Here is a 26,929-nt window from a genome sequence, read left to right as displayed (position 1 = left end):
AGCACGAAGCCGGAGTCTGCGCGCTTTGGGTTTGTTGATTAGGTGGTTACTTTTCGGTGGGGGGTAGGAGTTTGTGGTCGATGAGGGATTGCAATGCGTTGCGGAAGGAAACCTCGGTGTCGATCGTCTTGGTGAACCCGGCCTGGCGCAGCTTGATGGTGCTCACGAAGGCTCGTGGTCCTTCCGGGGCGCCATAGGCGAACGCGAAGTCTGCGTGCTGGTCACCATGCCCGACCAATTCGCGGAGGTTGGGTGAGCGAAGGTCGTACTTCGTGACGATCTGGTCCCAGATCTCGGCGTTTTCGGCGAGGTAGGCCGTCACACTGGTTGGCGTGTCCGGTCCGGTCTCAACGCCGAGGGTTTCGGCCAGCGCTGGCCACACGTTGCGCCACTCGAACACGTCGCCGTTGGTGATGTTGAACGCCTCGTTCGCCGCTTGGGGTGACCGCGCGGCCCAGACCATCACGTCCGCCACGAGGTCTGCGTCGGCGGCCTCCCAGACGAATGACGGGCCGCCGGGAAACCCGAACGGTTCGCCCTTCTCACGGCGGATTGCCGCGTAGACGCCGATGGCGGGTAGCACGTTCAACGCGCCCGGGGTGGCACCGGTGACGAGCTGCGGGCGCAGCGCCGTGTAGGCGAAACCGTGCTGGGCTCCCCTCTCCCGGACGTAGTCTTCGTGGTCGAAGAAGAAGTTGTCGTGGTCGTGCCGGGCGTCCCGCTCGCGTGCCGGGATGGGGATGGGGTGCAGGTGCACGCCGTAGATCTTGGTGCCTTGCAGGATGCTGATGTGCTGGAAGTCGACGGCGGCGTGTGCGATCGGTTCCACCACGTTGCGGAGCATGGCGTTGTTGGTCTGGATCTGGTCCTTGCTCGACCAGCCCTGCACCAGCTCGGGTTTCTCGTGCAGGGCCGTGTAGGCGATGTGTGTGACGTCGGTCAGCGGCTCGAACGCGGCGCGGGTTGCTTCGGCGTCCCGCAGATCGACGGACAGGTGCTCGATCTCTCGCCCACTGGGCAGCTTCGGCTTGCGGCGTGAGACGCCGACCACGTCCCAGCCAGCGGAGAGGAACTTTTCAATCGCTGCGACCCCCAGCAGGCCGCTAGCGCCGGTGATCAGAACCTTGTTCGGCATGACAATTCCCTTGTTGACGTTGATGGAGGAGTTCGGCTACTGCTGCTGGTATGCGAGGTCGGCGGCGGTCAAGCCTTCCAGCGCCATGCCGAAGGGCACGCCTTCGACGATGCGGCGCAGCAACCGCTGGTTGAGGGTCTGTTTCTGCAGCGACCGGTACAGCCGCGGTGTCGCGGCGAGCTTGCGCGCGATTTCCAGTCCTCGGGCGTATGCCTGGTCGTGCGGTAGCACTTCGTTGACCACGCCCCACTGCTGCGCGGTGGCGGCGTCGATGGTCTCGCCTGTCCACAGTAGCCACTTGGCGCGCGCGGTGCCGACAGCGTCTTCCCAGACGACCTGCAGGCCGTCGCCGGCGGTGATGCCGAAGGCCGGGTGCGGGAAGTCTCCGTAGGCGGCCTGCTCGGAGGCGATGTGGATGTCGGTGAGCAGCAGGTATTCCGAGTGGACGGTCGCAGGCCCGTTGGCGACGCCGATGACCGGGAACGGCAGGCTGAGAAGGCGCTGCAGGACGGTGAGTCCTTCGGTGCGGATCTTCTCCCACACGGCGGGCTTGAAAATCTCGCCGAGGCTGGCCCCGTCGAGGTTGTCCATGAACACGTCGCCGGAGCCGGTGAGGATCATTGCCCTGTTGTCGGCGTCGAGCGCGACTTCTTCGAGGGCCTTGGGCAGGTCTTCGTGAGTCTGGCCGGTGAAGACGATCGGGCCGCCAGCAGTCTGGAAGCGCAGGGTGAGGATGCCGTCATCGGTGCGTTCGAAGGCCAGGTCTTTGTACTTGCTGAAGTAGCTCGGGTCAGACATTGATGTCTACAAGGGGTGCCAGGTGAGTGCTGTTCCGGTGTGGCTCGTCGCGGAGCCGGTGGTCATCCGACGGTCGCGCCGAGCACGTCGTTGAACGCCTCGGTGGAACTGGGATGCGTGTAGATCGCATCGCGCAGGTCGGCGGACTTCAGCCCGTGCCGGATGGCGAGCGCGACGGTGTTGATCAGCTCCTGTGCATCGACGCTGAGCAGCGCCGCACCCAGGATCTCGTCGGTTTCGGCGTCCAGCACGAACTTCATCAGGCCGCGGGTCTCCTCCACGGCGTAGGCGCGCGGCATGGCCACGATCTCGGCCACCGGCTGCTTGGCGATCCGCACCGCGCGGCCAGCGGTGCGGGCCTCCCGCTCGGTCAGTCCGACGGTGGCCAGCGGCGGCGTCATGAACAGCGTGTGCGGCACGGCGACCCGGTCGGTCGTGGTGCGCTTGCCGCCGCCGATGAGCTGGTCGAGCACGATCCTGCTGTCGTCCAAGGAGATGTAGGTGAACTGCGGGCCGCCGTTGACGTCACCAAGCGCGAAGATGTGGGGCTGACTTGTCCGGAGGTATTCGTCGACCTCGACCGCACCGCGATCGGTGACGCGCACCCCGGCCGCCTCCAGCCCGAGCCCCTCGGTCGCCGGCTTTCGTCCCGCCGCGGCAAGAATCGCGTCGACCTGCACGCTGTGCCGCTCACCGTCGCGCTCGTAGACGACCGTCGCCGCGTCGTCGCTGTCGATGACCTCGACGACGTCCGCTCGTGCGATGATCTCGATGCCCTCGTCACGCAGGATCTCCTCGGCCGCCGCGGCAACGTCATCGTCGGCGTTCCGCAGGATCTTCGGCGCGGCCTCGAACATCGTCACCTGTGAGCCGAACTGCTGGTAGATCGAGGCGAACTCGATGCCGAGATAGCCGCCGCCGAGGATGGCCAGTCTGGGCGGCAGCGTGGTCGACTCGATCAGCTCCGTGCTGGTCCGCAGGTACTTGCTCAGACGCAGTCCCGGGATGTCCGGGATGATCGGCTCGGAGCCGGTGTTGATCAGGATCGTGTCGGCGGTGATCGTCAGGTCGTTGACGGTGACAGTGCGCGGATCGAGGAAGACGGCCTCGCCGGTCACCACGGTCACGGTGTCGGTGCTGTCGAGGGCCTCGTAGTTGCCAGCGCGGAACAGCGCGGTCAGATCCTGCACGATGTTGACCGACCGTTCGTACCGCTCCTGCGGGAGGTCGCCATCGTGGCCCTTGCGCGAGTGGTGCACCAGCGCCTTCGTTGGTACGCAACCCACGTTCGGGCAGGTGCCGCCGTACATGTGCTCGGACCGTTCCACGAGCACCACTCGCTTGCCCAACTCGCCGAACCTCGCGGCGACGATCTTGCCGCCCTTGCCGAAGCCGACGACGAGCACGTCCGCGTTCAGGGAATCCATGATCCACCAATCAAAAGCCGGGGAAGAGGGAACGAAGATCGTCGACGGTGACCGCGCCGACAGCAGTGACGCCGTCCTCGACGCGGTTACGGCCGTACACCAAGCGGAGCACCGCCTCGGCGGTGCCCCACACCGTCGCCGTGGGGTCGCCTGGTTCGCACGGCACGATGTGCAGTTCGCCGCCCAGGTCCAGGCACAGCGTGCGGCGGGGCTCGCTCAGCTGCAACGCAACCTGGCCGGGCTTCAGGCGCGCCAACGTCTCCGCGTCGCGGAATCGGGTCGCGACCCGATCCAGCCGTTGCCACAGCAGCTCTACCTCGGCCGCCGGGACCGTCGCGGACGGGTCCAGCGCGACCTCGACGTCCCAGCCGTGCAGCGACTGCTCGGAAAGCCGGTAACCGGCGTAGACCGCAACGCTGAGCTGACCGGCGAAGTAGGGAATCTGCACGGTCGCGATGTCAGCGGAGTCCAGCAGTGCGAGGTGTTTAGCATCGGCCGCACGCCAGGCTTCCCGCTGCTCCGCCCCGGACATGGCGTCCCAGCGCTGCCACACCGGCGTGGTGTCCCGCTTTGCTGGGCCGGTCGGGTCACCGTCGATGCCCCGCTGCACCAGGAGCGTGCCGATCTCGGCCGCGCTGCCCAGGTGGGACAGCACCTGGGCGATGCTCCAGCCGCTTGCGTACGACGGCGTGGCCAACTGGTCATCGGTTAGGTCGGCAACCAGTTCCGCAAGTCGTTGTGAGCTGGCGTGCAATGCGGCCAGCCAGTCGGTGTCTTTCATCAAAGCTGAACAGAATCCTTTGATGCGGCCACGTGCTGGTGCCGATTGGTGAGTGCGGCGTTCGGCCATCCGGTGATCGCCCGCTTCGTCGGAGACTCCGCGGTCGAGGAGCGCGGTGCGTCGTGCGGTCGCGGACACCAGCGGCCTTGAATTCGGATCCGGGTGGACGGTGGGGGCAGAAGCGTTCGGCGTATTGACATGTTGTCCACAGGGACCTCACACGAATGGATGGAACGCTCTTCGTAGATGCCTGACCGAGAGGAGCGTCACCATGAACGACCACGGCCCGACATGCCCCTACGAGACCCCCGATTCGAGCGCGACGCCAGAGCCGTCGGACGCCACGACCAAGCAGTCGGGGGTACGCCGACTGCTGTCGACCAGGAGGAGTGGGTGGATCGCGGCCGGCGCGCTGACGTGTGCGGTGGTCGGACTTTCCGCTGGTTGCGCCACGTCCCCTTCGACAACGGACACGTCCTCGTCAACGTCAACGGCCGCGCCCTCCTCGGCGACAGCACCGCATGGCATGCCCGGTGGTCCCGGCGGCGGGGGATCCAATGCTCGGTCCGGACCGGCCGAGGGAGGGACGGTCGGCACGGTCGGCAGCGTGTCCGATTCGGGCTTCACGCTGTCGACGGCAGGAGGCCAGCAGGTGACCGTCAACGAGAACTCCTCCACGAAGTACCAGAACGGGACGAGTTCGATCTCGGCGACCGACATCGCGACGGGCAACAGCGTCCTCGTGCTGGGGATGGTCGACAGTACGACCATCACGGCCGCGCAGGTCACCGTGCAACCCGATGGCGACGGCGGAGCTGCGGCTTCCACGGCGGCAGGGGTGGTCCCCTTCCAGCGCGGTACACCGTCCGCGTCGAAGCAGGTCGGTCAGGTCCCGGACAACTACAGCGAGGGCGAGGGGACGATCGTCAGCGGAGCGACAGCGGACCAGGCGGCGCAAGCGGCGCTGGCCGCCTACCCGGGTGGTGTCGTCGACCGTGTTGTGCAGCTGGACAACGGCGAGTACGAGGTCCACTGCATCGGCGTCAACTGGCCGCACCACATCTTCGTCGGCCAGGACTTCAAGGTCGCCGGCGCCGAGTAGCCACCACGGAGGATGTCCGTCGGGACGTCGCTTCGACGCTGACCACGCGCGACATACACCCAGCCCGACCAGGTCGACACATGAGGTGATGTCGGTGACCCATAGGCTGTTCGGTGTCGGGGGTCCGGTCGGGAATGTCCGGGCGTACTTGGCGAAGGCGATGCCGACCCGTAGGGCTTCAAAATGGTTTCACGGCCTGTGATCTGGGGTTTCGTCGGCCGTCAGGCTGCTCGGTGGTATTCGTTGATGATGCCTGTCACGGCCTCTCGACGTTCGATCCGAGCCGTCGGGAATGGTATGACATTCGGGTCGTCGAGAGGCGCGAGCTGGTTTCGGCCCTGGTGGGGCCGGTGGCCGTTGAAGTGACGGGCGTAGTCGCGGAGGATTGCTTCCGCGTGGCCTCTGTTGAAGATCAGCACTCGGTTGATGCATTCCTCGCCCGTCGGGGTGCAACCACCCACCAGCAAGGACCACCGTTCCCATCTGATCGTCTGATGACCTATCCCGCCGCCCACTCCATAAACGTGGCCGAACCGCGCCGAATCACATCGATTCGAGTGGCGGTGTACTACCGCACCAACCTGACTCTTCGGCAGGTCGCGTTGCTGTTCGATATCTCGAAGTCCGCGGCCGGGCGGGTCGTGGACCATCTGGGCCCCTATCTCGCGTTGTCGCCGACCAAGCGCAAGCACAGCCCGGAGACGGTGTTGATCGCGGACGGCACTGTGCGCCACGAGGCGCTTGATGACCGAGCGGGGGTGAGAGAACCCCGCCGCCGGGCTGTCGCAGCAGTTCGGTTGAAGCTGAGGGCAGCCTGATCCGGGGGACGCCGGGGAGGGTGGGAAGCAGCCCTGACGACGCCGGGACGTGCTGGCACTGCCAGACGGTGCGGGTCCGGCAAGCGAGACGAGAAGGTGTACGTGAGGAACCAGTGGTAAAGCCCTGTAAGCGATGAACCGGCTCAAATCTGGTGGATAGGGGCCGGGATGCAGCGCGTGACCTCTCAAGTGGATGGTCAACTCTGAAGCCGCGTAGTGCCGTCGGTGAGGAGGCCGCGATGAAGGACTGCGGCGTAGTCGTGGCGATGCTGTCGGGGCAAGAGCTGGGCACCTCCCTCGTCGCCCGGTCATCGAGTGAACGTGGGAACCATCCTCGGTCGCCTTCCGGGGCGAGCATCCAGCTTGGTCCAGGGCATTTCCGTCGCCGGCCGAGGGCTGTGGGATGGGGCGGAGGTCCTGTAGTAGTCCGAGCGCGCGAGAGGCGTGTACATGGCGAAGGGACCAGCAAGTCAGCAGGGAGGAGACTGGAATGCCAGGAGGTCGTTGGTGAACACCGACGAACTGGAGTCGGCCCTGTATGGGGCTGAGCGCCGGGTACTGGGGATTCAGACCAAGCTGCACCTGTGGGCCAGCGATGACTCTCATCGCAGGTTCGACGATCTGTTCAACCTTGTGACCGACCCCGCGTTCCTTCTGATCGCGTGGGCTCGGGTGCGGGGTAACAAGGGTGCTCGCACCGCAGGAGTGGACGGACGAACCGCCCACTATATTGAGGCGGTGCGAGGCGTCGAGGTATTCCTCGACGAACTGCGGTCGAGGCTGAAAGACCGCAGTTTCCGCCCGTTTCCGGTGCGTGAACGACTGATTCCCAAGGCGAATGGGAAGTTCCGTCGTCTCGGGATCGCGACCGTCGCTGATCGGGTGGTACAAGCATCCTTGAAACTGGTGCTGGAGCCGATCTTCGAGGCGGATTTTCACCCCAGAGTTATGGGTTCCGTCCGAAGCGCCGAGCCCAGGACGCGGTAGCGGACGTGCGTCACCTGACGTCCCGCTCGTATGAGTGGATCGTGGAAGCGACATCGCTTCCTGCTTTGACGAAATTTCGCATTGGTCGTCCACGGTAGTCCGGCCAGCGGCTCACGAGAAAGTTGATCGCGAGCGTGGCGAGCCTTCGGCGACGCTGCGGCGACTCGACGCGGACGTGTTCAACGACGGCCAAGCGACAGGAGCGGCACACGCGGAAGGTCACATCCCCCACGATCACGCCACCGAGACGGATCTCCACCGCAGCCGGGCCAGCCGGGTGTTCTTCCGGCATCAGGACCAATTCAGCGTCCGCCACCACAACGTCATCGTCGGCCGCGCGCAGGCGACACGCTCGATGGATCTTTTCCCTGCTCCGCACCCTGGAGTTGAAAGGCATCATGCGGCAGCAGGGCCTGGCACGGCAGATCACCGACCGGAGTCGACACCGTCCACGTGACGACACCCAACCACTGCCCGCCACGCGTACGCAGCCACGCGTGAAGCAGACCATCAACCCACTGCAGGTCGAGTCCCTGGGCGCGCACGATCAGTGGCAACCCACCTTCCCCGCGACCACGAGGCGGCGGGCGCCGTTCCACAAGGCGGCGCAGGTCGACCAGCACCGGCCGCGGAGGACGAATTCACGCGAGGTGGTGACCTCGCGGGTCAGACTCGCTCCCGGAGGCGGGCCCGCAGGTTCGAGTAGTCGTGATCGGGGAAGAGTCGGGGGAAGACCTCCAGCATCTCCTTCAGTTCCTGCGCGATTGGATCGAACCCCTGATCGCCCATCCCTTTGTCGCAAAATAGGTACTGCCAGCCGATGGTCCCCTTGGTGGCGAGCAGGGTGTCCAGGTAGGCCCCGTAGTCGAGGTCCATCTCCATCGCGCCGTCATGCATGTCGAAGTACCAGATCTCGGGGTCCGTGGTCCCGCGCGGGGTCCGCATCATGGCCATCCGCCCGGTACCGGTCTGCGGCGTGTCATCGAAGATCAGCAGCTGTTGGTAGAGTTCACGCTCCTGGTCGTTGGTCCCTTCCCAGATGTACGACATGCGCCGGCCGCTGTAGATGTGGGACAGCCGGAATTCGCCGACCAGGTCCGAGTTCGGGTTCAGGGATCGCCAGTGCGCCTTGATTTCGTCGTACCGGAAGAAGTACCCCCGCACTGCCGGGCTCAACGGCAACCCGTAGTCCTCGGAGAGGCTGCCGTAGACGAAGTCCGGGTCGTCCAGATACCTCGGGATCTCGGCGAATCGGGCCTCGGACACGTCGAACTCGCCAGTTCCGCGCAGTTCGTCCAGGACATTCGCGCAGCGCTGTTCAAACGGGAACGGACGATGGTCATTCGTAGCTGTCACGGCATTAGCCTGCCAGCACCTGCTGGGCGATGGGATCGCATTGCAAGAGTTGGTGTTGGGTGTCCCACGAATCCTGAAGCTGTCCCAGAACGAGTAGCTGCAAGCAATGGCCGGATCGCTAGCGTTTTGTTGTGTCGTAGCGGTTTTGGGCCACGGTGATGTCCGTGCGGTGGCGTTCTGCCCAGTCGGTCAGGCTGCGCAAGGTTTCGTGCAGTTCCTTCGCCATGTCCGTGAGCGTGTACTCGACCTTCGGTGGCACGGTTGGGTAGACGGTGCGGTGTAGGAGGCCGTCCCGTTCGAGCTTGCGCAGGGTCAGCGTGAGCATTCGCCTGCTGATGCCGTTGATGGCGCGTTCGAGCTCTGTGAACCGGACGGGTCCGCGTGCTGCGGCGACGAGTATCCCGACGCTCCACTTTCCCGCGACGTGGTCGATGACCTCGGCTAGCGGGCATGCCTCCTCGATCACATCTCGGATCTCGCTCGTGCCGTTGGCCTCGACAGGTACATCGGTGTGACTCCGGGACATAGAAGTGCCTCCTTCCGCACGCGTCGATGGTCACACAACATGTGCCTTGTTACAAATCGTGCACTTAGAAGGTGGCCTCGATGGATCGTTCTCGCCTGCTCGCGCTGATCGTCCTGTGCGCGGGCGCCCTCATGGCGATCGTCGATGAGACGATCGTGGCCGTGTCGCTGCCCGCGATCCAACGGGACCTCGGCTTCACCCCGTCCGGGCTCGCGTGGGTCACCAGCGCCTACCTCATCGCGTTCGGCGGTTTGCTGTTGCTCTTCGGACGGCTCGGCGACATCGTCGGCCGCAAGCGGGTGTTCCTCGGCGGGCTGGCGGTGTTCACCGCGGCGTCGGCCCTGTGCGGGTTCGCGTGGAGCGCGCCGGTCCTGCTCGCCGCGCGGTTCGTCCAGGGTGTGGGCGCCGCTGCGCTCACCGCGGTGGTGCTCGGCATGATCGCCACGCTGTTCCCAGAACCCGGCGAGCGTGCGAAGGCGATCGGCGCCTTCAGCTTCGTGCAGGCGTCGGGAGGCACGATCGGCAGCCTGTCCGGCGGTCTGATCACGCAGGCGGCGAGCTGGCACTGGATTTTCGCGGTCAACGTGCCGATCGGCGTCGCGGCGCTCGGGTTCGCCGTACGGCTGCTGCCCCGGGAGCCCGGTACACGGACGGCGCGTGCGGACGTGCCTGGTGCGGTGCTCGTGACGGCCGCGCTGATGACGCTGGTCTACACGATCACCAACGTCGAGCGGTATGGCTGGGCATCGACGCATACGGCTGGTTTTGGTGTCGTGGCGCTCGTGCTGCTCGCCGGGTTCGTGGTGCGGCAGGCCAAGGCGGAGAACCCGTTGCTTCCGCTGCGGTTGTTCCGTTCGCGCATGCTCTCCGGCGCGAACGTCGTCCTTTTCCTGCTCGTCGCGTCGATGTTCGGGTTCATGTTCACGACGGTGCTGTACCTGCGGCAGGTGGCCGGGCTGAGCGCGCAGTCGACGGGGATCGCAATGATCCCGCCAGCGGCGACGATCGCCGCTGTGTCGCTCGGGCTGTCCGCGAAGCTCAACACGCGGTTCGGCGAGCGGCGGGTGTTGCTGGTAGGTCTTGCGCTGCTCGTGCTGGGGCTTGGCTTGCTCGGCCGCGTTCCGGTCGACGCGGTGTACGCGGTCGACGTGCTGCCCGGCCTGGTCGTGCTCGGTGTCGGGTTCGGGATGGCGATGCCAGCGCTCATGGCGCAGGGCATGTCCGACGCGACGCCCGAGGACGCGGGACTGGCATCCGGCCTGTTCAACACGACGCAGCAGGTCGGCGGCGCGCTGGGGCTCGCCGTACTCGCGGTCCTGTCGGCAACGCGGACGGAGTTGTTGCGTGCGTCCGGCGCCGAGCCCGCGGTGGCCCTGCTGGGCGGCTACCACGCGGCGTATCTGACGGGGATGGGCGTTGTCGCGATGGCATTGGGCGTGGCTGCGGCGACCCTTCGGCTCCCAAGAAGCCCAAGCCTCCCGAAACCGACCCGCAGTGCGACGTAGGCAGTTGGCGGTATCCGCCGGGGTGGCCCCTGAAGGGGCCGAACCCCGGCGGGTTGTCAGCGGTCGACGTTGTAGACCAGCTTCTGGATTCCGTTCGCGTAGGACTCGCTCTCGATGAGCGTGAGGTTCTGCTTGTCCTTGTCGGTGTCGCTGAACAGCCGCTTGCCCGCGCCGAGCAGGACTGGGAAGACCAGCAGGTGGTAGCGGTCGATCAGACCGGCATCGGAAAGGTTGCGATTCAGGGTGGCGCTTCCGTGAATGATGATCGGCCCGCCCTCGGTCTCCTTCAGCGCGGCGACGTCGTCCAATGAACGGAGGATGTTGATCTCGCCCCAGTTGGACACCAGGTCCTCCTCCTTCAGCGTGGACGACACGACGTACTTCGGCATCGCGTTGTAGCCGGAGAACTCCTCGGTCATGTCCGGCCACACCGGCGAGAACGCCTCGTAGGTGACCCGGCCCATCATCATCGCCGCAGCCTCGCCCTCCTCACGGCCCTTGATCTCGTAGGCGGCCTCATCGAACTCGATGTCCTTGAAGGTCCAGCCGGAGTTGCGATAGCCCGGCTCTCCGCCGGGTGCCTCGACGACGCCGTCGAGCGAGACGAACGCGGTGGCGATCAGGGTGCGCATTGGTTGCTCCTTGGTTGGGCTGACTTGCTCTCGTCAGTGCGTCGAACGGGAGCCGCCGAAAACGACACCTCGCGCCGAAAATTTTGATGCGCCGATCTTGTGCTCGTGCGCGCAATTGCTCAGGGCATGGCGCGCAGCGTACCGCTATGCCGGGTAGGTCCGTTTTGCTTTCAGGGGCGGAAGCCGAGCGACCGGGCGTAATTCACGCGGTTGTTGAGATCCATCACCATCAGCTGGGAACTCACCGGAACCTGGGTGACGTGCAGGAGGCCCGGTCCCTGCACGGTCACCTGGGCCCAGCCTTCGGTGCGTTCTTCCTTGGCCAGCAAGAACAACAGGCCCAGGAAGCAGAACAGGAAGAAGATCACCGCGCACACGATGGCCCAGGTGGGAATCGTCCTGGTCGTCCGGCTCATATCGACCAAAGTCCACGTAACCGACGTGATCGGCGCGCGTCCGGACGGCGTGATGGCTTCCTCCGCCGTGCACGCGATGTCGCCGATCGTGACGAGCGCGGGCGATGCTCCTCCGTTGCTGTCCACGCGCGCCATCATAGGAGGCGACGATCTTGCGGCTGCCGATTTCGCCGAATCCGCGGCAACGGCGGTGCTCACCAATTCGCGTTGTGCTTTCGGCGGGCGGGTCGGCCGAACTCGGGGGCGGTTTTGCATGATCATGCATTGACGTGCATAATCGGGGTCATGTCCAAGGTTCTCACCTCCCTGCCCACCGGCGAGCGTGTCGGCATTGCCTTCTCCGGTGGCCTCGACACCTCGGTTGCGGTCGCGTGGATGCGTGACAAGGGCGCCGTTCCGTGCGCCTACACCGCCGACGTCGGCCAGTACGACGAGCCCGACATCGCCTCGGTGCCCGACCGCGCGATGACCTACGGCGCCGAGATCGCTCGCCTGGTCGACTGCCGTGCGGCCTTGGTCGAGGAGGGCCTGGCCGCGCTCACCTGCGGTGCGTTCCACATCCGCTCGGCCGGGCGTGCCTACTTCAACACCACGCCGCTCGGTCGTGCCGTCACCGGGACCCTGCTGGTCCGGGCGATGCTCGAGGACGACGTGCAGATCTGGGGCGACGGCTCGACGTTCAAGGGCAACGACATCGAACGGTTCTACCGGTACGGTCTGCTCGCCAACCCCCACCTGCGCATCTACAAGCCGTGGCTCGACGCGGACTTCGTGTCCGAGCTCGGCGGCCGCAAGGAGATGTCGCAGTGGCTGCTCGCCCACGACCTGCCCTACCGCGACAGCACGGAGAAGGCGTACTCCACCGACGCCAACATCTGGGGCGCCACCCACGAGGCCAAGACGCTGGAGCACCTCGACACCGGGGTTGAGACCGTGGACCCGATCATGGGCGTGCGGTTCTGGGATCCCGCGGTCGAGGTGCCCACCGAGGACGTGACGATCGGCTTTGACCAGGGCCGCCCGGTGACGATCAACGGCAAGGAGTTCGCCACCCCGGTCGACCTGGTGCTGGAGGCGAACGCGATCGGTGGACGACACGGCATGGGCATGTCGGACCAGATCGAGAACCGGGTGATCGAGGCCAAGAGCCGCGGCATCTACGAGGCGCCTGGGATGGCGTTGCTGCACGCGGCGTACGAGCGGTTGGTCAACGCGATCCACAACGAGGACACCGTGGCGAGCTACCACAACGAGGGGCGGCGGCTCGGTCGGCTGATGTACGAGGGTCGCTGGCTCGACCCGCAGGCGCTGATGTTGCGCGAGTCGTTGCAGCGCTGGGTCGGTACGGCGGTCATCGGCGAGGTGACGCTGCGGCTGCGGCGCGGTGAGGACTACTCGATCCTGGACACCACCGGCCCGGCTTTCAGCTACCACCCCGACAAGCTGTCGATGGAGCGCACCGAGGACTCGGCGTTCGGTCCGGTGGACCGGATCGGCCAGCTCACCATGCGCAACCTCGACATCGCCGACTCGCGCGCCAAGCTCGAGCAGTACGCCAGCCTCGGGATGGGCGGCAGCACCCATCCGGCGCTGATCGGTGCGGCGCAAGCGGCCTCGACGGGGCTGATCGGCGCGATGCCGCAGGGCGGCGCCGAAGCGATCGCCTCGCGCGGCAAGATCTCCAGCGACGAGGTGCTGGACCGCGCCGCCATGGAGTCCGGCACCGACTGACCGCGTTCGTGCTGGAGTTGTCCGGTTCTTGACCAGCACTCCGGGATGGATGTGCTGGTCAGAACCAGGAGAACGGTAGTGGTGGACTGAGCTCGCCGTTGGTTGCTCCGCCGCACCGGGTGAGCCGTTCGTGCTTGGCTCGGTGTTCGGGGCTTTCCGGGGTGGTCGGTGGCGGTCGTTGGGCTTCGGCCGCCAGCGGGATCGCCACCGCCAACACCACCAGCAGGCACGCGCGCTTCGTCTTCGACATCGCCGGGCAGCGTGGCGGCTGTGCGGGCGAACCTTCGCCGGTCCAGGTCAGCGGCCGATGTTCAGGTCGCATCTGGTGGGTTTGCCCGGTTGGCCCTTCGCTGAGACCTTGACCTCGCCTTCGACGGACACCGTGCAGTCGATGGCCACCGCTGGGTCGTCGGGGGTCACCACGTAGCTGGCTGGACCTCCCATCGGCGCCGACTTCAGGTCGTACGGGAGCGTTACCTTCTCCGGGTAGGACTCCTTGCGGCCGTTGGTCGACGTTCCCAGGGTGCCGGTGGCTCCGGCGGGTCCGCCCAGCACGACCCGAATTTCGTAGGCGGTTTCCTCGGGAGTCCTCATCATCGAGCACCCCGACAGGACGAGCGCGCCCGCGGTCAGGGCGGTTGCGGCGAAGGCGAGTGGATGCGGCACGTTTTCTCCTCGACAACGGGAAGTGGCGCCAGCCGGGACGCGGTGGCAACCGATCGACGCCGACCATCCTGTGTGCCGCGCCGCTCGCCCGGTTCCTCCGAAGGTCCGGTTCCCGCGCCGCCGACTACGACTATCGGCCGATGAGCCCGGACCGCCACGCCCACATGGCTATCTCGACCCGGTTGCGGGCGGGAAGTTTGCCCTGCACGTTGCCGAGGTGGGTCTTGACCGTCCCGACGGAGATGAACAGCTCGCTGGCGATTTCCGCGTTGGTCATGCCTTCGGCCACCAGCCGCACGACGTCCAGTTCGCGCGCGGACAGTTCGGCCGTCGCACCGGTCGACGGGGTGGGCGAACTGAGGCGGCGCAACAACTTCACCGTGATCGCCGGACTCACCAGCGCCTCACCGGAGACGGCCGCGCGGATCGCCTCCACCAGCAGCGTGGAACCGGAATCCTTGAGCACGAACCCGCATGCCCCGCCGTGCAGGGCCCGGTAGACGTACTCGTCGTCGTCGAAGGTGGTCACCACCACCACTTTCGGCGGGTCGACCGTGCCTGGCCGGGTCAGCCGCCGCAGCGCGTCCAGCCCGTCCATCCTGGGCATCCTGATGTCCATCAGCACCACGTCGGGGCGGCACCGCGCGGCCATCTCCACGACGTGCAGCCCGTCGACGGCCTCGCCGACGACCTCGATGTCGTCTTCGGCGGCCAGGATCATCGCGATCCCCGCGCGGATCATGGCCTGGTCGTCGGCGATCAGCACCCGGATCGTCATCGCTTCCTCCCGGCTGGCAGGCCCGCCTCCAGGACCCAACCGCCTGCCGCGCCAGGCCCGGCGTCGATCCTCCCACCCAGCGCGGTCACCCGTTCCGCCAGTCCGCGAAGGCCGAACCCGCCTCCCGAACCGTGCCGCGGCTTGCCGTCGTTGGACACCCTCGCGGTGATCCAGTCACCGCCGTGGCGCACCAGCACGTCGACCTCGCTGGCACCGTCGGCATGCTTCCGGACGTTGGTGAGCGCCTCCATCACCACGCGGTGCGCAGTGGCCTGGATCTCGGCTGGCACGTCCTCGAATTCGCCCTGCAAATCCAGCCGGGCCGCGGGACCGGTTGCGGAGCCGAACCCCGCCACCAGCCCTTCGATGTCGGCGATCGTCGCCAGCGCGGTGGTTTCCTCGGCCGAGTCGGTTTCGCGCAGCAGGCCGACCATGCGCCGCATCGTGTCCATCGCCTCGACACCAGCCTGCTCGATGCGCTCCAACGCGGGCGCCACCAGCTGCGGTTGCTTGGCGGCGACGGCCCGTGCGCCCTGGGCGTGCAGGACGATGCCGGTCACGTGGTGCGCCACGTAGTCGTGCAGGTCCCTGGCGAATTCGGCGCGCTGCGCCAACCGGATGGCGACCGCCTGGCGGTGCCTGCTGAGCGCGACCAACCGCGCCGAGACACCCGCCGCGATCATGACCACCGAGGCCAGCGCCATCCCCAGCGCGAAGATGACGGAGATTTCGTTGGGATCGTCGAACAACGCTTGCGTCACGATCGCCACCACCAGCAGCGGCACCGCCACGGCGGCCAGCACGCGGTGGCCGCGCCAGGCAGTGAAGGCAAGCAACCCGAGACCCGCCGCGGTGGCGGCAAATCCCAGCGGTGCACCGCGCTCGTCGTCCAGCCCGGTCAGCACGTTCGACACCAGCATCACCGCGCTCACCAGGAACGCGCCCACCGGCAGCGTGACGGAACCAAGTCCTGGGGCGGCCAGCGCCACGAGCACGGCCAGCAGTCCGACCCCGAGGTGGATCCAACCCAACAGGTCGCCGGTGAACGTGCCGACCCGGTGGTCGAGCAAACCCGAGGCGGCCAGCAGGACCACCGCGATCAACCAAGCGGACATCTGCAGCCAACGCATATCGGCGGAGCTTAGCCAGCCACCTGTCGGTTGGGGCGTCGGCCGAAAGTCGGAGTCGAACCAGACCACCGGCAGAGGTGCGGAGCCCTGGCGGACCGGCAGCGTCGGGCCCATGGCAAAAAACACCACCGGGTCCGCGGTCGTGGCCGTCGACCTGGTCAAGGTCTACGGTTCCGGGACGACCGAGGTCCGCGCGCTGGACGGGGTCAGCGTCAGCTTCGGCCGCGCGGAGCTGACCGCGATCGTGGGTCCGTCCGGATCCGGCAAGTCGACGTTGATGCACTGCCTCGCGGGACTGGAGACCGCCACTTCGGGGCATGTGTTGTTGGGCGGCGCCGATCTCACCGAGTTGTCCGATCGCAAGCTGACCGGTCTGCGGTTGGCGCGGGTCGGGTTCGTCTTCCAGTCGTTCAACCTGCTGCCCCAGCTGATCGCCCGCGAGAACATCCTGCTGCCAGCGGAACTCGCGGGTCGGCGCTTCGACCGCCGGTTGTTCGCCGACCTCGTCGAGATGCTGGACATCGGCGACCGGCTGCGACACCTGCCCGCGGAGCTCTCCGGCGGCCAGCAGCAGCGGGTCGCCATCGCGCGAGCCATGCTCGGCCGCCCCGAGGTGATCTTCGCCGACGAACCCACCGGCAACCTCGACTCCGGTTCCGGTGCCCAGGTCCTCGACCTGCTGCGCACTGCGGTCCGGGAATTCGGCCAGACCATCGTGATGGTGACCCATGATCCAGCCGCCGCCGCATGCGCGAACCGGGTCGTGGCGATGGCCGACGGACGGCTGGCCGCAGTGGAAGCGGGGGTGCTGAGGTGAGTTTCGTGGCGACGCACCTGCGCGGGGTGTTGCGCAGACCGGTCCGCTTGGTGCTGACCGGTCTCGCGATCGCCGTCGCCGCCTTCTTCGCGATGGCCGCGCTGCTCACGCAGGACATCGCGAAGACGGCCGCACTGTCCACTGTTACCGAAATCCCGCCGGGCGCCGAACTCGTCGTGTCATCACCGGCGGGCAATCCGGCTGCGCTGCTCCGCGAGATCCGGCAAACCGCCGGGGTCGCCGAGGCCACCGGGCGGATGCGGGCGGCGGTCACGATTGGCGGTAGCCGGGTCGTGCTCGTCGCGGACCCTGGTACCGGCCCGCTGAGCCGGGTGCGGCTGACCAGCGGCTCCTATCCCACCACCGAGGACCAGATCGCCGTCTCGCAGCGGGTGGCGCTGCCCGTCGGTTCGCGTGTGCCGCTGGGCACCGCGACGGTCACGGTGACAGGAATCGTGGATGCACCGTCCAGCGACGGTGCTGCCGTGTACAGCACCGACAATGCCGTTCTCGCCCTCGTGCCCGCCGAATTGTCCAGAGTGGACATCACCACGAACGGTCCGGTCGACCGCTACGACGCGGTCACCGCGGATGAGGCGCGCGCATCGGTGATCAGCAAGGCGGAGAGCAAGGCCGAGCAGTTGCTCGCGGTGTTGACCGCGTTCGTCGTGGTCGCCGTGATAGCCGCGCTGCTGGTTGCCATCTCCACGTTCCGCATCGTGTTCGCGCAGCGGATCCGCCAGCTCGCGCTGCTGCGCACCGTCGGCGCACCGCGCCGGAAGCTGGTACGGGCGCTGGTCGCTGAGGGCGGGCTCACCGGATTCGTCGCCGGAGGCGTCGGAGTGCTGCTCGCACTCGGGCTCGGGCACCTGGTTCCAGCGCTGGCCGGGATCGATGGACCAGCGCGGTCCGCACTGGCGGCTCCGGCTGTCGTGCTCGCCTCGACGGCGTTGACGATGCTGGCGTCGCTGGTCCCAGCGCTGGCCGCGACCAGGGTGTCGCCGCTGGAAGCGCTGCGCAGCTCCAGCGGCAGCCAGGAATCCCCGTCGGTGGGTCGGCTGCGCGTCGGCATCGGGCTGCTGTTGCTGGTCGCGGCTGGTTTCGTGATCACGGAGATGTTCCGCGACGGCATCACCGACACCCAGCGCCCCGGCGGCACGACGTTGGACTTCCTGCTGCTGACCATTGCCAGCGGAACTCTGGTCTTCGCCGCGTTGCTGGCGCTCGGTCCGATCCTGCTGCGCCCGGTGTTGCGCGGATTGGGCGCAGTGCTCGCGCCGTTCGGCCCGACTGCGCGACTCGCGGTGCGAGGTGTCGGCGGTGTGCCGCGCAGGGCCGCCGCAGTGTCAGCGGTAGTCGCGCTGGGGACGGGCCTGTTGGCTGGCCTCCTCGTCGCTGGGGACACCGTGCGTTCCTACAACACCGCCCAGGTGGCTGCGGCCTTTCCCGCTGACGTCGAGCTCACCGGCGCTGCGGAGGAGCAGCCGCTGCCCGATGGGCTGATCGAGCGGTTGCGCGAGCGACCCGAGGTTGGGCACGTGGTCTCCTACCGCACGGTCCGCCGGGATGCCACGGTGCGCGGCCAGCAGCGGAACTTCGAAGTGTCCGATTTGGACATTCACGCGCTGCCGCTGTTCGAGCAGCTGCGCACGGTTCGCGGTTCGCTGGACGTACTGGGGCCGGGCGATGCTGTGGTCACCGAGGCATATGCGCGAGCCCTCGGGGTCGACCTGGGCGGCACGATCGACTTCGGTCCGGTTCGCAGCACGGTGGCCGCCGTGGTCGTCGGCGAATCCCTCGGTGCTGCCGGTGTGGTGCTCGATCACCGCGACCTCGACGCGCTCGGGGTCGATGCCAGACCCACCCATGCGCTGGTCACCGCTGGTGACTCGCAGGCGCAGGCCGTGGTTCGGGGCGTCGCGGGCAGTGCTGTCCAGGTGCGGGTGCTCGCCGACCAGCGCGCTGAACGCAGTGACCTCGTTGCGCTGCTGACCACCCTGGGCTTGGCGTTGCTCGCGTTGACACTGCTGATCTCGATCATCGGTGTTGGGACCACGGTGGCGCTGTCGGTGGTCGAACGCAGGCGGGAGTCGGGAATGCTGCGGGCACTCGGGATCACCCGGACCGCCCTCGGCGGAATCACCGTGGCGGAAGCGGCGGTGTACGGCGTGCTCGGCGGGCTGTTCGGGTTGCTCATCGGGGTGCCGCACGCCTGGCTCGCGGTGCTGGCGCTGGGCTTGGGCGCACCGCTGGAAATTCCGGTTCCTGCCCTGCTCGTGGCGGCCGTCGCGCTTGTCGCGCTGACCATGGCTGCGGGTCTCGTGCCCGCGTGGCGGGCTGCCCGAGCGAGTCCGGTGGCGGCGATGCGGGTGGACTGACCGGAACGTGTTGGAGTGCGCGGCGATTTCGCGCGAAATCGCCGCCTGCTCCCCACGGGAGCTGCCGATCTTGCGCGAAGTCCGCGCGGCCGACATCGCCTATCGCGGTGAACCTTCCAGGAGTTCGCGGTCCCAGCGCCCGTGCACGGCTGCGGCGTCGTAGCTGCTTTGCAGGAAGTCCAGGAGGGTTTGGTCGGGATCCGGCGCGGTGCGCACGGCCTTGTAGGGCAGCAGGAACTCGCCGAGCTCGGTGTTGTAGCAGGCGGCATCCGGATGCACCGGGTGTTCGGCGTACCCGGTGGGCTCCGGGTAGGCGTAGGAGTAGAAGGTTCCCTCCTCGCTGCCGCCGGGCCAGAAACCGCAGCTGCTCACCTCGTGCGTGTATGCCTCGACCATGACCCAGTGGCCGAGGTTGGGGGCGTCGCCGGGGTGCGGTGGCGCGGTGCGTCCGGAGAACCGGGTGACCGCCAGGTCCATCGAGCCCCAGAAGAAGTGCACCGGGCTGACCTTTCCCCTGAACCGGGCCCGGAACTCGGTCATCACCCGGTTGGCCGCGAGCAGCTGTCCCCAGAACCGGTGCGCGTGTTCGGGTTCGTAGCTGGCGTGCTCGGTGTCTGCTTCGAACGGGATGGCGTGTTCGACTTCCCTGGGCACGGTCCAGATCGAGACGCCGAGGCCGAGTGCGCGAAGCGCGGCCGTGGTTTCCCGGTAGAACTCCGCGACCGGCTTCGCTTCCAGCCGGACGTGGCGCTGTTCGCCGCTGCTGGATCGGATGTGCAACCGGTGGTCGCAGAAGTCGAACTCGACGTCGAACTGACCGGCGGGATGGGGGATCACCGAAGTTGTCAGACCGCGGGCCGAGACGTACAGCGGAACCTGCCACCAATGGTTGACCATCGGCTCCAGCGCCAGTCGGATCTTCCCCACGACCTGGGTCCACATGTGCAACGTGTCGCGGGTGCTGGTCCAATCCGCCACCCGCAGCCGCGGCCAGTCGTCCAGCGCGCCAACCCGCTCGCGAACACCAGTCATCGCGGCTCCAAAACCGTCCCGGCAGAAAAAGTCGCACCCACCATGCTGTGCCGGAAACGGCCAGCTACCTAGGGCATTACGTCCCCAGCCGCCCGTCCAACAGCTCGGACAACGACCGTGGCGTCCGGTGCGGCGACTTGGTTTCGCACGAGCGCGTTCCGGCGGGTCACTCCTGGCCGACTCGGACGAGCGCGTAGGGGGTTTTGATCTCCAGATCGGCGCGGGCAGCCGTGGCGAACGCGTGGATCGCCTGGTCGTATCGCGCGAGCGCCACGGTGCGCACCGATACCGGTTCCACTCCCTGGTGCGCGCGCACGCGCAGGACCGTGCTCGGGCGGCATTCACGCCCGGCAGTTCGACCCGGCGACGCACGAGTACGGCTGCCTGTTGCCGAATCGTCCGAAGTGGATAGTCGAGGGGGGCACACGTGGGTGTCGGCAAGCTGGTCCGCTGCGGCGCGTACCGGGTTGTCGCCTTCGAGTTCAGCTGGACGACGAACGAACTGGACGGTCCGCGTCTGCGGTTCGACCACGTGCTCTGCCCGGAACGCCAGCAGTGACGGCGCGCGATCTTCGGCTGCCAGCGGAGTAGCGGGGACGGCAACCAACGGGGGTTCGCCGGTTGGCTCCGCCAAGTCCATCAGTTCGTAGCACAACGATCGCAATCGCCGCAGCGCGTCGCCTGGCGCGGAGGTGACGAGTTCGGCGACGGCCGCGCCAGGTGCCGGAGTGTGCAGCTGGATCGCGGTGTTCCGTGGGAGAGAATCACGAGGGGAGCGCTGAGGTCGGTGAGCGCACCGTGGTGGCTCGCCGCGATGGCGAGGTCGAATTCCGTGTGCCTCGCCTGTTCCCAAGGAGTCGTGATGACGCCGCTGCTGCTCAGCAGCTCGCTGACACCGTGGCGGCCCTGATGTCGATCGGGACTTCCGCGTGCACGGCAGCGACCCTAGCCGACCGGGACGAGAACTGGTTGGTGTCGGTCCGCGGCGATCTTTCCGTGATCAAGGGACTGCTCGCATGCCCGGACGCGAAGAGTGATCGTCAACTCTGGGTTGACGATACCGGTGTCGTCAACTTATGGTTGACGTATGACTGATCCGACTCAACTGACCAATCCGGTCCGGCTCGACGACTTGATCGAGGCCATCAAGAAGGTGCACAGCGATGTGCTGGACCAGCTCTCCGACGCGGTCATCGCGGCCGATCACCTCGGCGACGTCGCTGATCATCTGATCGGTCACTTCGTCGACCAGGCTCGGCGTTCGGGCGCGTCCTGGACGGAGATCGGCAAGAGCATGGGGGTCTCCAAGCAAGCCGCGCAGAAGCGCTTCGTTTCCAAGGGGTCCGGAGATGCTGGACTCGATCCCAGTGCGGGGTTCGGCCGGTTCACCGACCGGGCCAGGAACGTCGTCGTGCAGTCGCAGAACGAGGCCCGCGAGGCGGGCAACACCGAGATCGGCCCCGAGCACGTGGTGCTGGGACTGCTGGGTGAGCCCAACTCGCTCGCCGCGAAGGCGATCATCGCGCAGGGTGCGGCACTGGACGACGTCCGCCAGGCGGTGGTCGACGCGCTGCCCTCCGCGGTTGACGACGTGCCGGAGCTCATCCCGTTCAACGGTGCGGCGAAGAAGGTCCTGGAGCTGACCTTCCGAGAGGCCCTGCGATTGGGCCACAACTACGTCGGGACCGAGCACATCCTGCTCGCGCTGCTGGAGAACGAGGACGGCGCAGGCGTGCTTTCCGGTCTCGGCATCGAAAAGGCGGCTGCCGAGGAGAACATCACGACCGCGTTGGCCGCCATCGTTGCCCAGCAGCAGGGGTGACCAGGCGGGGTCGCCGGGCGGACGCCTGGCGATCCCGCCTGCCTCGGACCGCTTTCTGTCCCAAGTGGACGGTCAGCCTTCGGCTGCGGAGCTCACGGCATGGGATGCCGCCAGGGTCTTGCGCAGTTCGGCCTGCTTCTCCCGGTACGTCGCCACGTTCGCGAGCTTGATCGTTTCGTAACCCCGGACGAGGTCCGGTAGTTCGACCAGTTCCAGCACCGCCGGATCCTCCGGCGTCGCCAGGGCCTCGCTGACGGTGCTCCGGTACTCCTCGACCAGGGCCCGCTCGACCCGGCGGACCTTGGCGTAGCCGAAGGGGTCCAGGAGGGTGCCGCGAACCCGGCGCATCGCCCGCAGCAGGCGCAGCACCGGGCGGAACCACGGCCCCAGGCTGATCTTGCGGTTCAGCCCGAGCGCGCGCAGCACCGGCGGGTGCAGCCGGAAGGAATACCGGGAACCCGCACCGAACTGGGCTTCGACGTCGGCCAACAACTGCTCGTCGAGCGACAGTCGGGCGACCTCGTACTCGTCCTTGTACGCCATCAGCTTGTACAGGTTGCGGGCCACCGCTTCGGTGACGGCGTCCGAGCCGTGGCGGCGCGCCTGCTCGACGAATTCCGCGTAGCGGCGCGCGTAGTCCTCGTCCTGGTACTCGACGAGGTCGGGAATCCGGATGTCCAGCAACCGCGCCAGTTCCGAGCCCTCCGCAGCGCCGACCAGCGCCCGAACCCGCCGCGCGGCAGCGCTGGGCTCGGGGGTCGCGACCGGTGCCGGGGCGATCTCCGCCTGCAGGGCGTCGGGGTCCGCGATGGCCTGGCGACCGCGGCGGAATGCCTGGATGTTGGTCGCCACCGAGGTGCCGTTGAGCTCGATCGCCTGCTCGATGCTCTCGGCCGACAGGTGCAGCGAACCGCTCTGGTAGGCCGCGCCGAGCTGCAGGATGTTGGCGTACTGGTCGTCGTCGAACAATGTCTCGGCGAGTCCGCGAGCGTCCAGGTAGAACGCTCTCGCGACGGCGTCGTCGAGCGCGGCGCGGATACCGGACTGCGTCGGGAACGACACGCTGGTGTCCACGACCATCCGACCCGTCGGAACCTCGGTGCTGGACACCACCGCCGTGGTCCGGCCGGGGTCGGCCGCCGCCAACTGGACCGGGTCGGCCGCCACCAGCAGATCGCAGGCCAGGTAGAGATCGCACTCACCGGCGGCCAACTTCGGCGCCTGCACAACGGGTTCCGAAGTGATCTTGAGATCGGAGACCACCGCGCCGCCCTTCTGCGCGAGGCCGATCTGGTCGAGCGCGCGGACCTGACGACCGTCGATCACCGCCGCGGTGGCGAGGATTTGCGTAACGGTGACCACCCCGGTGCCGCCGATACCGGTGATGCGGACGGTGAAATCGTCGGCGCCGCGCGGTGGTTCGGGCAGCGCGTCAGCGCTGAGCGCAGCGGGTTCGCGGTGCGCCTTGCGGCCGCTGGGCAACACGGTCAGGAACGACGGGCAGTCGCCGGACAGGCAGGAGTAGTCGACGTTGCACGAGGACTGGTGGATGCGGGTCTTGCGGCCGAACTCGGTGTCCACCGGCTGCACCGACAGGCAGTTGGACTTGGTGCCGCAGTCGCCGCAGCCCTCGCAGACCCGTTCGTTGATCAGCACCTTCTCCGGCGGGGTGGACAGCTTGCCCCGGCGGCGCTTGCGGCGCTTCTCAGCGGCGCATTCCTGGTCGTGGATGAGCACCGTCACGCCGGGGACGGCAGCCAGTTCTTGCTGCGCGCGCAGCACGTCGTCGCGGTGCCGGACCTCGACGCCCCTGGGCAGTTCGCCGGAAAGCCGTTTCGGCGCGTCGCTGGTGATGATGACCTTGGCGACGCCTTCCAGGAGCAGCAGCTCGGCCAGCTTCGCCACCGGCAGGGCACCGACCGCGTGCTGGCCGCCGGTCATCGCCACGGCCGAGTTGTGCAGCAGCTTGTAGGTGATGTTCACCCCGGCGGCCACCGCGGCCCGCACCGCGAGGCTGCCGGAGTGGGTGAACGTGCCGTCGCCGATGTTCTGCACGAAGTGGTCGGCACTGACGAACGGGGCCATCCCGATCCACTGCGCGCCTTCGCCGCCCATCTGCGTGATGCCGACGACGTCGCCGACCTGGTCCGGATCCATGAACAGGGTCATCGTGTGGCAGCCGATCCCACCACCGACCAGCGTTCCGTCCGGCACCTTGGTCGAGGAGTTGTGCGGGCACCCCGAGCAGAAGTACGGCGTGCGCGCCAGCAGCGGAACGGCGATGCGCTCCGGGCGGCGGCGCTGCTGCCAGGCGCTGATCGGCGGCACCTCGCCGTGCGCGGTCAGGCGGCCCGCCAGTGCCTTGGCGATCCGGTCCGGGTCGAGTTCGCCGAGCGCGCTGAACAGGGTCTCGCCGTCCGGGCCGGTCTTGCCGTGCACGGCGGGCGCGTCGGGGCGACCGTAGAGGATTTCCTTGATCGCCGGTTCGAGGAACGAGCGCTTTTCCTCGACCACCACGATTTCGGTCAGTCCGGCCGCGAAATCCCGGATGATGGTCGGCTCGACCGGGTGGATCGCCCCGAGCTTGAGCAGCCGGATGCCGAACCGGGCGAGGTCGTGCTCGTCGATGCCTAGTGCGCGCAACGCCTGCCGAAGGTCCAAATAGGACTTTCCGGCGGCCACGATGCCGACGCGGTCCGCGGCGCCGGAGCGGACGATCTGGTTCACGCCGCTGGCCCGGATGTACTCCAGGGCGAGCGGCAGGCGCACGTGGTAGAGACTGCGCTCCAACCCCACGAGTTCCGCGCCCAGCAGGCGCGCGCTCGGACGGTGCGAATACGCCTGCGGTGACATCTCGGGCGCCGACCAGTTCGGGTCGACGACCGACGTCGCGGCCGCATCCGCCACGTTGGCGACCACCTTCATCGCGGACCACAACCCGCTGGCCCGCGACAACTCCACCGCGTGCAACCCGAAGTCCAGCAAATCCTGCGAATCCGCTGGGAAGAGCACCGGGATGTGCAGATCCGCGAGTGCGGCCTCGGAAGCGGCGGGCACCGTCGAGGACTTGGCGTTCGGGTCGTCCCCGACCAGCGCGACCGCGCCGCCGCGCGGATTGGTACCGGCTAGATTGGCGTGCCGCAGCGCATCCGTGGCGCGGTCCAGTCCCGGTGCCTTGCCGTACCAGACGCCCACCACGCCATCCGGCCGCTGCGCGCCGAGCCCGGCGGCGAGCTGGCTGCCCTGCACCGAGGTCGCGGCAAGTTCCTCGTTCAGGCCGGGCTGGTGGACCACGTCGTGCTCGGCCAGCAGCTTCGCGCGGCGGGCGAGCTCCAGGTCGAACCCGGCCAGCGGCGATCCCTCGTAGCCGGAGACGAACGCCGCCGTGCGATGGCCGTCGCGGCGATCGTGCCGGACCCGGTCGAACAGCAGCCGCACCAACGCCTGCACCCCGGTCAGGTAAACGGTGCCCGACTCCTGGAGGTAGCGGTCGTCCAAGGTGAACGCGGCCATGTCGAACTCCTTCTCACGGGTCCGCGGATGGCGATGTTCGCCACTTCAGTCGAAGGTGAGTGTCCCGCACAACAGCGCACCCGGAAATGGTGGCCAGCGCACAAAAATCGGTGGTGCACACACTACGATGCCGCTGAATTTTGCGTACCATCGTTGGTCATGGCGGACGCGACGCTCGACGCGACAGATCACGAGATCCTGGCGCTGCTGCGCGAGGACGCCCGGCGGACGCTGTCGGACATCGCCGCCAGGGTGACGCTGTCGACGGCAGCTGTGAAGCGTCGGATCGACCGGTTGCAGGAGATCGGGGTGATCCTCGGCTACACCGTCCAGGTGGACCACACCAAGCTCGGCTGGGGTGTCGAGGCATTCACCGAGCTGCGCTTCCTGGGCACCAGCGGTGTCGACGAGATCGTCCAGACGACGACCCGGATGCCCGAAACGCAGGCGGTGTTCACCATCGCCGGTGACCCCGACGCGCTGGTCTGGCTGCGGGTGCGCGACATGGCGCACCTGCAGCGCACCATCGACGAGATCCGCCGCAGCCACCGGGTCACCAGCACCAAGACGCTGATCGTCCTGGACTCCTGGCAACGCGGCCGCAACTGACCGTTCAGCTGCGGAAACGTTGCCGTGCGATGAGTTTTCCTGCGAAGTTGGGTCGGCACTTGCAGGGCACCGCACCAGGCGCTGCCCTGCGAGTGGAGGACGCTGGAAGATGACTTTGCCACCTGTTTGGTTCGACATCACCGCCGAGGACGCCGCGCAGGCCCGCGAGTTCTACGCCGCGCTGTTCGGCTGGGAGATCGACATCGACGAGTCGATGGACTACGGCCTGACCCGGACCGCCGACGGGATGCCCGGCGGCATCGGCCAGGCCGGTCCGCACAGCCCGCACCCGCCGGGGGTCGTCCTGTACTTCGCGGTGGACGACGTGGCTGCGGCGGTTGACCGGGCCGAACGGCTGGGCGGTTCGTGCGTCGTGCCGATCTGGGAAATCCCCGGTCTCGGGGAGATGGCCGTCGTCGTGGACGTCGACGGCAACCGCATCGGGCTCTGGCAGCGCTGAGCCGGGCGCCCGGATTCGGCAGGACAAACGGCTGGCACCGCACATGCTGATCACATGGTCGGAGATCTGGAGTTGGCCGCGGTACCGGCGCTGCTGCCCACCGGGCCGCCGGGCATCGAGATCCGGCCGGACGGCCTGGTCGTCGGGGAACTGGAGCTGCGGATCTGCCACCGCTGCCGGGTGGCTGGACCACATCCGCATCGATCCGCGTTGCCGACGGCGCGGTCTGGCCGCGCTCGCCGTCGAACTGGTGCGGCGCACCTGGTCGGGGTACCGCTGGAGCACCGCGCCGATCGAGCGCACCACGGAGGCGCTGGGTTTCTGGCACTCCGTCGACTGGCCCGGTCCGCTCGGCGTGCCCGACGAATGCCGACACCTGCGCGGCGGGTCGGCCTAGGGAGTAGGCGATTTCGCGCGAAAACGGCGCAAGCCACGCCTGACGACCGGCGATTTCGCGCGAAAACGCCCGCTGGCGTCCTGGCTGGACCGTTGAAGTCCGGCGGATCTCCA

General features: G+C 67.6%; 27 protein-coding genes and 2 pseudogenes. 13 read left to right on the top strand and 16 right to left on the bottom strand.

Annotated features, from left to right (window positions below; translation table 11 throughout):
- Positions 1-46 precede the first annotated feature (46 nt).
- The 4 genes from MOQ72_RS25845 to MOQ72_RS25830 all read right to left on the bottom strand — a co-directional run bounded on the left by MOQ72_RS25845 (position 47) and on the right by MOQ72_RS25830 (position 4,141).
- Entirely contained in the window at positions 47-1,135 is a 1,089-nt protein-coding gene (locus MOQ72_RS25845; RefSeq protein ID WP_242188257.1) for an SDR family oxidoreductase, read from the bottom strand.
- Between the two features lie 36 nt (positions 1,136-1,171).
- Complete coding sequence (locus MOQ72_RS25840; RefSeq protein WP_242188256.1) at positions 1,172-1,933, bottom strand: enoyl-CoA hydratase/isomerase family protein; 762 nt, start codon at positions 1,931-1,933, stop codon at positions 1,172-1,174.
- Between the two features lie 62 nt (positions 1,934-1,995).
- On the bottom strand, positions 1,996-3,360 hold the full coding sequence (locus MOQ72_RS25835) for a dihydrolipoyl dehydrogenase family protein (protein ID WP_242188255.1): 1,365 nt from the start codon (positions 3,358-3,360) through the stop codon (positions 1,996-1,998).
- A gap of 10 nt (positions 3,361-3,370) precedes the next feature.
- Entirely contained in the window at positions 3,371-4,141 is a 771-nt protein-coding gene (locus MOQ72_RS25830; RefSeq protein ID WP_242188254.1) for a maleylpyruvate isomerase family mycothiol-dependent enzyme, read from the bottom strand.
- A 607-nt stretch (positions 4,142-4,748) separates the two neighbouring features.
- Here MOQ72_RS25830 and MOQ72_RS25825 point away from each other — a divergent pair.
- The 3 genes and pseudogenes from MOQ72_RS25825 (at position 4,749) to MOQ72_RS25815 (ending at position 7,048) form a co-directional block, all read left to right on the top strand.
- Positions 4,749-5,243, top strand: coding sequence for a hypothetical protein (locus MOQ72_RS25825; RefSeq protein ID WP_242188253.1), 495 nt, complete (start codon positions 4,749-4,751; stop codon positions 5,241-5,243).
- A 557-nt stretch (positions 5,244-5,800) separates the two neighbouring features.
- Positions 5,801-5,971, top strand: a pseudogene (locus tag MOQ72_RS25820) (transposase family protein); the annotation flags it as partial.
- Positions 5,972-6,568: 597 nt separating this feature from the next.
- Positions 6,569-7,048: a reverse transcriptase family protein gene (locus MOQ72_RS25815; protein ID WP_242188252.1), complete on the top strand. Its 480-nt coding sequence runs from the start codon at positions 6,569-6,571 to the stop codon at positions 7,046-7,048.
- 10 nt (positions 7,049-7,058) lie between these two features.
- Here the strand turns inward: MOQ72_RS25815 and MOQ72_RS25810 are convergent, their stop codons facing one another.
- The 3 genes from MOQ72_RS25810 to MOQ72_RS25800 all read right to left on the bottom strand — a co-directional run bounded on the left by MOQ72_RS25810 (position 7,059) and on the right by MOQ72_RS25800 (position 8,930).
- Complete coding sequence (locus MOQ72_RS25810) at positions 7,059-7,367, bottom strand: hypothetical protein (protein ID WP_242188251.1); 309 nt, start codon at positions 7,365-7,367, stop codon at positions 7,059-7,061.
- 347 nt (positions 7,368-7,714) lie between these two features.
- A complete protein-coding gene (locus MOQ72_RS25805; protein WP_242188250.1) occupies positions 7,715-8,404 on the bottom strand; it encodes a hypothetical protein in 690 nt (229 codons plus the stop codon).
- A 118-nt stretch (positions 8,405-8,522) separates the two neighbouring features.
- Positions 8,523-8,930 carry a winged helix-turn-helix transcriptional regulator gene (locus MOQ72_RS25800; protein WP_242188249.1) on the bottom strand — a complete coding sequence of 136 codons (408 nt, stop codon included), beginning with the start codon at positions 8,928-8,930 and terminating at the stop codon, positions 8,523-8,525.
- Positions 8,931-9,010: 80 nt separating this feature from the next.
- Here MOQ72_RS25800 and MOQ72_RS25795 point away from each other — a divergent pair, with 80 nt between their 5' ends.
- Positions 9,011-10,435 carry a DHA2 family efflux MFS transporter permease subunit gene (locus MOQ72_RS25795; protein WP_242188248.1) on the top strand — a complete coding sequence of 475 codons (1,425 nt, stop codon included), beginning with the start codon at positions 9,011-9,013 and terminating at the stop codon, positions 10,433-10,435.
- 56 nt (positions 10,436-10,491) lie between these two features.
- Here MOQ72_RS25795 and MOQ72_RS25790 read toward each other — a convergent pair whose 3' ends face one another.
- Together MOQ72_RS25790 and MOQ72_RS25785 are read right to left on the bottom strand one after the other, a co-directional pair.
- A complete protein-coding gene (locus MOQ72_RS25790) occupies positions 10,492-11,067 on the bottom strand; it encodes a dihydrofolate reductase family protein (RefSeq protein ID WP_242188247.1) in 576 nt (191 codons plus the stop codon).
- A gap of 170 nt (positions 11,068-11,237) precedes the next feature.
- A complete protein-coding gene (locus MOQ72_RS25785) occupies positions 11,238-11,618 on the bottom strand; it encodes a hypothetical protein (RefSeq protein WP_242188246.1) in 381 nt (126 codons plus the stop codon).
- A 150-nt stretch (positions 11,619-11,768) separates the two neighbouring features.
- Between MOQ72_RS25785 and argG the strand changes: the two genes are divergently transcribed.
- Entirely contained in the window at positions 11,769-13,214 is a 1,446-nt protein-coding gene (argG, locus tag MOQ72_RS25780; protein ID WP_242188245.1) for an argininosuccinate synthase, read from the top strand.
- Between the two features lie 58 nt (positions 13,215-13,272).
- Here argG and MOQ72_RS25775 read toward each other — a convergent pair whose 3' ends face one another.
- From MOQ72_RS25775 to MOQ72_RS25760, 4 genes are all read right to left on the bottom strand, one after another.
- Positions 13,273-13,464: a hypothetical protein gene (locus tag MOQ72_RS25775; protein ID WP_242188244.1), complete on the bottom strand. Its 192-nt coding sequence runs from the start codon at positions 13,462-13,464 to the stop codon at positions 13,273-13,275.
- Between the two features lie 47 nt (positions 13,465-13,511).
- Complete coding sequence (locus tag MOQ72_RS25770; RefSeq protein WP_242188243.1) at positions 13,512-13,880, bottom strand: hypothetical protein; 369 nt, start codon at positions 13,878-13,880, stop codon at positions 13,512-13,514.
- 130 nt (positions 13,881-14,010) lie between these two features.
- Complete coding sequence (locus tag MOQ72_RS25765; protein WP_242188242.1) at positions 14,011-14,658, bottom strand: response regulator; 648 nt, start codon at positions 14,656-14,658, stop codon at positions 14,011-14,013.
- On the bottom strand, positions 14,655-15,788 hold the full coding sequence (locus tag MOQ72_RS25760; RefSeq protein ID WP_242188241.1) for a sensor histidine kinase: 1,134 nt from the start codon (positions 15,786-15,788) through the stop codon (positions 14,655-14,657). The genes MOQ72_RS25765 and MOQ72_RS25760 overlap by 4 nt, the downstream gene beginning before the upstream one ends.
- Before the next feature lie 112 nt (positions 15,789-15,900).
- On the opposite strand from MOQ72_RS25760, the gene MOQ72_RS25755 reads away from it, so the two are divergent.
- Both MOQ72_RS25755 and MOQ72_RS45275 read left to right on the top strand, forming a co-directional pair.
- Positions 15,901-16,605 carry an ABC transporter ATP-binding protein gene (locus tag MOQ72_RS25755; protein WP_242188240.1) on the top strand — a complete coding sequence of 235 codons (705 nt, stop codon included), beginning with the start codon at positions 15,901-15,903 and terminating at the stop codon, positions 16,603-16,605.
- A 5-nt stretch (positions 16,606-16,610) separates the two neighbouring features.
- Positions 16,611-18,983 (top strand): FtsX-like permease family protein, encoded by a 2,373-nt coding sequence (locus MOQ72_RS45275; protein WP_242188239.1) that lies wholly within the window; start codon positions 16,611-16,613, stop codon positions 18,981-18,983.
- Between the two features lie 99 nt (positions 18,984-19,082).
- Here the strand turns inward: MOQ72_RS45275 and MOQ72_RS25745 are convergent, their stop codons facing one another.
- Both MOQ72_RS25745 and MOQ72_RS25740 read right to left on the bottom strand, forming a co-directional pair.
- On the bottom strand, positions 19,083-20,015 hold the full coding sequence (locus tag MOQ72_RS25745) for a DUF5996 family protein (protein ID WP_242188238.1): 933 nt from the start codon (positions 20,013-20,015) through the stop codon (positions 19,083-19,085).
- A gap of 166 nt (positions 20,016-20,181) precedes the next feature.
- A complete protein-coding gene (locus MOQ72_RS25740) occupies positions 20,182-20,331 on the bottom strand; it encodes a hypothetical protein (RefSeq protein ID WP_242188237.1) in 150 nt (49 codons plus the stop codon).
- A 111-nt stretch (positions 20,332-20,442) separates the two neighbouring features.
- Here MOQ72_RS25740 and MOQ72_RS44640 point away from each other — a divergent pair, with 111 nt between their 5' ends.
- From MOQ72_RS44640 to MOQ72_RS25730, 3 genes are all read left to right on the top strand, one after another.
- Positions 20,443-20,574 carry a hypothetical protein gene (locus MOQ72_RS44640; protein ID WP_277954697.1) on the top strand — a complete coding sequence of 44 codons (132 nt, stop codon included), beginning with the start codon at positions 20,443-20,445 and terminating at the stop codon, positions 20,572-20,574.
- 239 nt (positions 20,575-20,813) lie between these two features.
- Positions 20,814-21,110: a hypothetical protein gene (locus tag MOQ72_RS25735; protein ID WP_242188236.1), complete on the top strand. Its 297-nt coding sequence runs from the start codon at positions 20,814-20,816 to the stop codon at positions 21,108-21,110.
- Complete coding sequence (locus MOQ72_RS25730; RefSeq protein ID WP_242188235.1) at positions 21,103-21,837, top strand: Clp protease N-terminal domain-containing protein; 735 nt, start codon at positions 21,103-21,105, stop codon at positions 21,835-21,837. Before MOQ72_RS25735 ends, MOQ72_RS25730 begins: the two co-directional genes overlap by 8 nt.
- 72 nt (positions 21,838-21,909) lie before the next feature.
- Here the strand turns inward: MOQ72_RS25730 and MOQ72_RS25725 are convergent.
- Positions 21,910-25,353 (bottom strand): annotated as a pseudogene (locus tag MOQ72_RS25725) (indolepyruvate ferredoxin oxidoreductase family protein); the annotation flags it as partial.
- A 156-nt stretch (positions 25,354-25,509) separates the two neighbouring features.
- On the opposite strand from MOQ72_RS25725, the gene MOQ72_RS25720 reads away from it, so the two are divergent.
- The 3 genes from MOQ72_RS25720 (at position 25,510) to MOQ72_RS25710 (ending at position 26,816) form a co-directional block, all read left to right on the top strand.
- Positions 25,510-25,959 (top strand): Lrp/AsnC family transcriptional regulator, encoded by a 450-nt coding sequence (locus MOQ72_RS25720; RefSeq protein ID WP_242188233.1) that lies wholly within the window; start codon positions 25,510-25,512, stop codon positions 25,957-25,959.
- Between the two features lie 109 nt (positions 25,960-26,068).
- Positions 26,069-26,419: a VOC family protein gene (locus tag MOQ72_RS25715; protein WP_242188232.1), complete on the top strand. Its 351-nt coding sequence runs from the start codon at positions 26,069-26,071 to the stop codon at positions 26,417-26,419.
- A 43-nt stretch (positions 26,420-26,462) separates the two neighbouring features.
- On the top strand, positions 26,463-26,816 hold the full coding sequence (locus MOQ72_RS25710; RefSeq protein WP_242188231.1) for a hypothetical protein: 354 nt from the start codon (positions 26,463-26,465) through the stop codon (positions 26,814-26,816).
- Positions 26,817-26,929: the final 113 nt, after the last annotated feature.

Source organism: Saccharopolyspora soli (assembly GCF_022678645.1).
In the GTDB taxonomy this organism is placed as follows: domain Bacteria; phylum Actinomycetota; class Actinomycetes; order Mycobacteriales; family Pseudonocardiaceae; genus Saccharopolyspora; species Saccharopolyspora soli.
Note: the sequence above shows the minus strand (reverse complement) of the source record. Positions and strands in the feature narration are given on the sequence as shown.

Coding starts and splice junctions, on each gene's coding strand:
- MOQ72_RS25845 (WP_242188257.1), bottom strand. CDS start 1,135: ATGCCGAACAAGGTTCTGATCACCGGCGCTAGCGGCCTGCTGGGGGTC.
- MOQ72_RS25840 (WP_242188256.1), bottom strand. CDS start 1,933: ATGTCTGACCCGAGCTACTTCAGCAAGTACAAAGACCTGGCCTTCGAA.
- MOQ72_RS25835 (WP_242188255.1), bottom strand. CDS start 3,360: ATGGATTCCCTGAACGCGGACGTGCTCGTCGTCGGCTTCGGCAAGGGC.
- MOQ72_RS25830 (WP_242188254.1), bottom strand. CDS start 4,141: ATGAAAGACACCGACTGGCTGGCCGCATTGCACGCCAGCTCACAACGA.
- MOQ72_RS25800 (WP_242188249.1), bottom strand. CDS start 8,930: ATGTCCCGGAGTCACACCGATGTACCTGTCGAGGCCAACGGCACGAGC.
- MOQ72_RS25795 (WP_242188248.1), top strand. CDS start 9,011: ATGGATCGTTCTCGCCTGCTCGCGCTGATCGTCCTGTGCGCGGGCGCC.
- MOQ72_RS25790 (WP_242188247.1), bottom strand. CDS start 11,067: ATGCGCACCCTGATCGCCACCGCGTTCGTCTCGCTCGACGGCGTCGTC.
- MOQ72_RS25785 (WP_242188246.1), bottom strand. CDS start 11,618: ATGGCGCGCGTGGACAGCAACGGAGGAGCATCGCCCGCGCTCGTCACG.
- argG (WP_242188245.1), top strand. CDS start 11,769: ATGTCCAAGGTTCTCACCTCCCTGCCCACCGGCGAGCGTGTCGGCATT.
- MOQ72_RS25775 (WP_242188244.1), bottom strand. CDS start 13,464: ATGTCGAAGACGAAGCGCGCGTGCCTGCTGGTGGTGTTGGCGGTGGCG.
- MOQ72_RS25765 (WP_242188242.1), bottom strand. CDS start 14,658: ATGACGATCCGGGTGCTGATCGCCGACGACCAGGCCATGATCCGCGCG.
- MOQ72_RS25760 (WP_242188241.1), bottom strand. CDS start 15,788: ATGCGTTGGCTGCAGATGTCCGCTTGGTTGATCGCGGTGGTCCTGCTG.
- MOQ72_RS25755 (WP_242188240.1), top strand. CDS start 15,901: ATGGCAAAAAACACCACCGGGTCCGCGGTCGTGGCCGTCGACCTGGTC.
- MOQ72_RS25745 (WP_242188238.1), bottom strand. CDS start 20,015: ATGACTGGTGTTCGCGAGCGGGTTGGCGCGCTGGACGACTGGCCGCGG.
- MOQ72_RS25730 (WP_242188235.1), top strand. CDS start 21,103: ATGACTGATCCGACTCAACTGACCAATCCGGTCCGGCTCGACGACTTG.
- MOQ72_RS25720 (WP_242188233.1), top strand. CDS start 25,510: ATGGCGGACGCGACGCTCGACGCGACAGATCACGAGATCCTGGCGCTG.
- MOQ72_RS25715 (WP_242188232.1), top strand. CDS start 26,069: ATGACTTTGCCACCTGTTTGGTTCGACATCACCGCCGAGGACGCCGCG.
- MOQ72_RS25710 (WP_242188231.1), top strand. CDS start 26,463: ATGCTGATCACATGGTCGGAGATCTGGAGTTGGCCGCGGTACCGGCGC.